At 57.6% G+C, this 4,205-nt stretch carries 7 protein-coding genes; 1 reads left to right on the top strand and 6 read right to left on the bottom strand.

Going from position 1 to position 4,205, the window contains the following annotated elements:
• Nucleotides 1-345 precede the first annotated feature (345 nt).
• A complete protein-coding gene (locus ACPLUI_RS11790) occupies nt 346-531 on the top strand; it encodes a hypothetical protein (protein WP_424660457.1) in 186 nt (61 codons plus the stop codon).
• Here the strand turns inward: ACPLUI_RS11790 and ACPLUI_RS11785 are convergent.
• The 6 genes from ACPLUI_RS11785 to ACPLUI_RS11760 form a co-directional block, all read right to left on the bottom strand.
• Nucleotides 518-775, bottom strand: a complete 258-nt coding sequence (locus ACPLUI_RS11785) for a CHC2 zinc finger domain-containing protein (RefSeq protein ID WP_424660456.1) — start codon at nt 773-775, stop codon at nt 518-520. The two genes, ACPLUI_RS11790 and ACPLUI_RS11785, sit on opposite strands and share 14 nt — an antisense overlap.
• A gap of 329 nt (nt 776-1,104) precedes the next feature.
• Nucleotides 1,105-1,386, bottom strand: a complete 282-nt coding sequence (locus ACPLUI_RS11780; RefSeq protein ID WP_424660455.1) for an HU family DNA-binding protein — start codon at nt 1,384-1,386, stop codon at nt 1,105-1,107.
• 31 nt (nt 1,387-1,417) lie between these two features.
• Entirely contained in the window at nt 1,418-1,960 is a 543-nt protein-coding gene (locus ACPLUI_RS11775; protein WP_424660454.1) for a hypothetical protein, read from the bottom strand.
• Nucleotides 1,941-2,303, bottom strand: coding sequence for a hypothetical protein (locus ACPLUI_RS11770; RefSeq protein ID WP_424660453.1), 363 nt, complete (start codon nt 2,301-2,303; stop codon nt 1,941-1,943). The genes ACPLUI_RS11775 and ACPLUI_RS11770 overlap by 20 nt, the downstream gene beginning before the upstream one ends.
• A 10-nt stretch (nt 2,304-2,313) precedes the next feature.
• Entirely contained in the window at nt 2,314-2,979 is a 666-nt protein-coding gene (locus ACPLUI_RS11765) for an ATP-binding protein (RefSeq protein ID WP_424660452.1), read from the bottom strand.
• A gap of 16 nt (nt 2,980-2,995) precedes the next feature.
• Nucleotides 2,996-4,205 (bottom strand): hypothetical protein (locus ACPLUI_RS11760; RefSeq protein WP_424660451.1); only part of this gene is annotated, 1,210 nt, incomplete at its 5' end.

Below are 4,205 nucleotides of genomic sequence, written 5' to 3'. Positions count from 1 at the left end.
GTCCCGCCTCCGACACCAGATTAAAACACCGCACTTATGAGGTGCGGTTCAGTTTTTTCAGCGGGTCTCTATACGGTTTCCAGATTTAATTATATATTCCGGCCCCTGAATTTAGTCGATTTTTATCGTGGGCAAAGTGAGTCCACGTTTTCTTTTTCCTGCAAGACATAGGGTGCTTGTGAACAGTTCGCCTAAGTATTTGGATATCTTTGGGGTTTGTGAAAAACTCGCCAGGTCAAAAAGACAATTGGCGGGAAAAATATTGGTCGCCGTGTATTTCCTGTATAAAATTAAAGTATCCCGCTAAGTATCCCGCTGAGGTGGTAGCCGAAAGGAGTGAGTGAAATGCGGGAATGGATAAAGGAGCTGGTAGTCAGGTACCTGGAAGAACCTTTCTGTAAGGTCGAATTGATGCGTGCGGAGATGCTTAAGAATGATCATGCCAGACCGAAATTACGTCTGGTCAAGGGGTATAAAAAAGCCGTATCGCGGGATTTACCGGGTGAAAACCGCTCCCTCATGAGCGGCTAAAACACCTCCAGCATAGAGCTCTTGCCGGTTGGCTCCCCATCCAGGGGGAGCCAACCGGCCTTTTATAGCTGCTCACCAGGCTCGGCTTCGTATCATAAAAAGGCTGGCCGGCCCGGTAACCATGGGGGAACGGGCAGAGGCCTGTATAGACAGTTCCCACCTGCCTGAGCTCCACGGATTCACCGATAAGGTCCACTATGTCTACCCTGCGCTTGATCTCTTCCTTCAGCTCGGAAAGACGCATATATAACACCCCTGTGTGTGCACTAAAAGTAGAATCCCCGTTTCGTCCGGGGATTCTTATCGCACATTCTACAACAGATTGAGTTTGGCCAGAAGCTCAGCCAGGCGTCTATCGTGGAACCCAATCAAAATATCAGTGTCATTGATAATCTCGATGTAGCATAACTCATCGGGCGACATTGATACATACTCTATAGGAATCAATCCCTGCCAGGCTAACCTGTTTATAGACTGTGCAATAGTTATCTTAAGTGCATGAAGGATTTGCTCAGTTACAGGCTCACCAATATATCTATGCTGGATGGCTTCCAAAGGTTGCTATGACCATATCTACTGGGCCTCACATACCGCTTCTTTCAGTGATTTACCCACTCTGAAGACAACCACCTTCCTGGCGGGGATGGCGATAGGCTCTCCCGTCTGCGGGTTGCGTCCCTGCTTGGGAGCCCTCTCCACGACCGCGAACGCCCCAAAACCGGGGAACCTGACCTCGCCGTCTGACGCCAGCATTACAGTTATCATACGGAAGAACTCATTGATGACACTATCGACGTCCTTCTGTTTGAGGGATGTTTTTTGGGCAATAGCTTTTACCAATTCTGTCTTGGTCAACGTGATTACCTCCCGTTCTATAGGCATTGTGTTAGAAGTCAGGATCATCATCCATTTCCATGTAACTTTCCTTCAGCACTCTCTTCTCTGCTGCACTTTTACCATCATCAAGCTGGGCGAACAGGATCTCATTGGTAGCCCGCTGGGAAGCTGCCACGGCCTGTCCATCGGGCGTGAAGACGACGTCCCGCTCGCCCGGCGGCAGGGGGTCGACATGGGTGTAAATCCTGCGGCGCGCGCCGGTAAGAAGGTCAGTCATTACAGGTTCTGGTTTGAGAGTGACGTCGTAAACAGCTACCTGCGTGCTCCCGCACTCCGCGCAGTGTGTAATCACATGGTTGGACCTGTCGGTCTCGTCGATGGTATACTCGGCCACGTCGTAGCTGAAGGCGCCCACAGCGGTGACGAGAATGGTGGCGTCCACCGTAGTGCGCCCGTAAAACGCCCTGGTATTGCCACACTTCGTACAGCGGTAAAGCCTGTTGGAGGCCCAGACCGGGCTACCCTTCATACCCTCTCCCCCCGGAAATACGTACAGCTTATTACGTTTACCATCACCGGGTTGCTGTTCCAAAAGACGATCCCCCCTTCGTAAAATCACCCACCACCCCGCAGCGGTCGCACACCAGCGCCCCGCCGGGGTGGTCTTGAGAGATAGTATACCATATTTCGCCACCGCACCGACACAAGTTATTGACATCAAAGAAATCCAGGGGGTAGAGGGCACACAGGACCCAGTCCACTACAGCCGACGGGACTGCGCAGGACGGGCAGGAGACCCACTCGTCCAGCCTCAGGTCGCCCAGCGGGACTGCAGCGTAACGCCCGTCACACAGGGTAATCAGGTCGAAGAGCCGCCTGCAGGCAGGGCAGCGCGCATAGAGGGACTGCAGGGAAGGGGAATACACGTCCGGCATATCAATCCTCCTAAGACTGCTTCTGGACATACGAGACGCCGTCCACCATGGTCACCCTGTGGGCCGCGTCGGCAAAAGGGATGATGGTATCGTGGTGGGTAATCAGGATCACCTGCCTGCCATATGTATCGGCCACATAGCGCAGGAACTCCCCGAGCTTGACAGCAGCCTCGGCGTCAAGGTGGGCGCCGGGCTCGTCCAGGATGACCGGCCCGGGCAGGGGCGGGTTGTGGGCCAGGGCCAGCACGCCGACGCGCAGGGCAATGCTGACGATATCCACGCTGCCGCCAAAATTGTCCTGCGGCCTCACGCGTACCCCCGCACCGTTGACGACATAGCACTCGAGCCGTGTGTTCCCGCGCCTGTCGGTCACCAGGTCCAGCTCGAAGCTGAAGTCCGGCCCGTAGACGTACTGCAGGGCCCTGGTCACGATGCTGCCCAGGTGCTCGCACAGGCGCTGGCGGGACACGTTGCTCAGATGGTGGAGCAGGGCCACGGCGGCCTCCGTACGCTCCACTTCCTCTTCAAGGGCACGGATGTCCGCCGCCAGCTGCTGCTGTCTTTCCAGCAGGGATTTATGGACGCCGGTGTACATGCGCACACCGGCCGAAAGGGTGTCGAGGGAGGACTTGATCCTCTCCAGCTCCGACTTCAACTCCTCGATTACAATAGACATTAAGCTCACCCCGCTATCATATGGTAGAGGCAAGGCCGGTCCTGGCAGCCAGCTGCTGGTAGTCCCGCTTTATGGCCTCCAGGGAGCTGGCCAGGGTGGCAAGTGACTCCTCCAGCGTCCCGGCCAGAGCCCGGACCCGCTCCTCCAGGTCTTCAGGGCGGGTGCCAAAGCGGGTGAGACACTCCTCACTGAGGGTGTCCAGGTCGGCCCTGTACTTCGAGAGCACCCGCACGGCGGCCAAAATGTCCGAGCGGCAGGCCTCGTAAGCCTGGCGCGCCTGTTTCAGGCGGGCTATCAGGTCTTCATCCACAGTGCTTAACAACTGCACCTCCAGTCCACACATGTCTTCAATATCCGCACTCACCGAGCTGTAGTCCCCGTCAAGAGCCACCAGGAGCCCTGTTGTATGAAACTCGCCCCCACACAGCGGGCAGCTGCTGGTAGTGGCCAGCAGGTGGCGGTAGTCCGAGTAGGCTTCCGCAAAACCCGCCAGGTCCAGCCGTCCCAGGGCGGACAGGTAGCCGGATACTGCCAGATTGTATGAGCCGATAAACGGCATTATGACAGTCTGGTACTCAACCGTGGAGGCCTCCAGGGACTCCAGCGCCGCCCCTGCCTGCGCCAGGCGCTCTTCCGGGGACGACTGTTCCCACAGGCCGATGGCGGCTTCCACAGACGCCCTCAATTTATGCCACCGCTCAGCTAAATCACACAGGGAGGCAAGGTGGTTGAGCTGTTCCAGGCACTGCTCGTATTCTTCATAGAGGGCGGCGACAGGCCGGGCCAGGGCGGCGATCTGGTTGGTGACGGAGACCTGTTCCGCCGTGCTCTCGCGCTGCTGGTTACAAACCGCCAGCCGGCGCTTGCACGAGTCGGCAGCACTGCGCAGCTGCTTGAGCACGGCCGAGGCCGTATCATTATTAGTCAGGTTGTCGAGCAGGGCCAGGTTGACACTGTTCGGGTGCCCGATGAGGAAGACGGGGTCAAACTGGCCGGCAATGTTCAGGACCAGGCTCTCACCCGCCAGGTCGACAGGGGGCGTGCGGTGGACCCCGATTACCTCCGGCGGCAGGTGACGGCCCACGCCCGTGAGCACGACAGGCTCCTCGCCCGGCCGCCTTATTTCGTAACCCCCGGTCCCGGTCCGCGTGCGCCGCCTGGTCAGCCCGGTGCCGTCGGAGAAGAGGGCGTGGACCGCCTGGACATCGGCATCTGCACTCATCAGC

It is taken from the genome of Desulfofundulus sp. (assembly GCF_049701015.1).
GTDB lineage: Bacteria > Bacillota > Desulfotomaculia > Desulfotomaculales > Desulfovirgulaceae > Desulfofundulus.
This window is presented reverse-complemented; position numbering and strand designations above follow the sequence as displayed.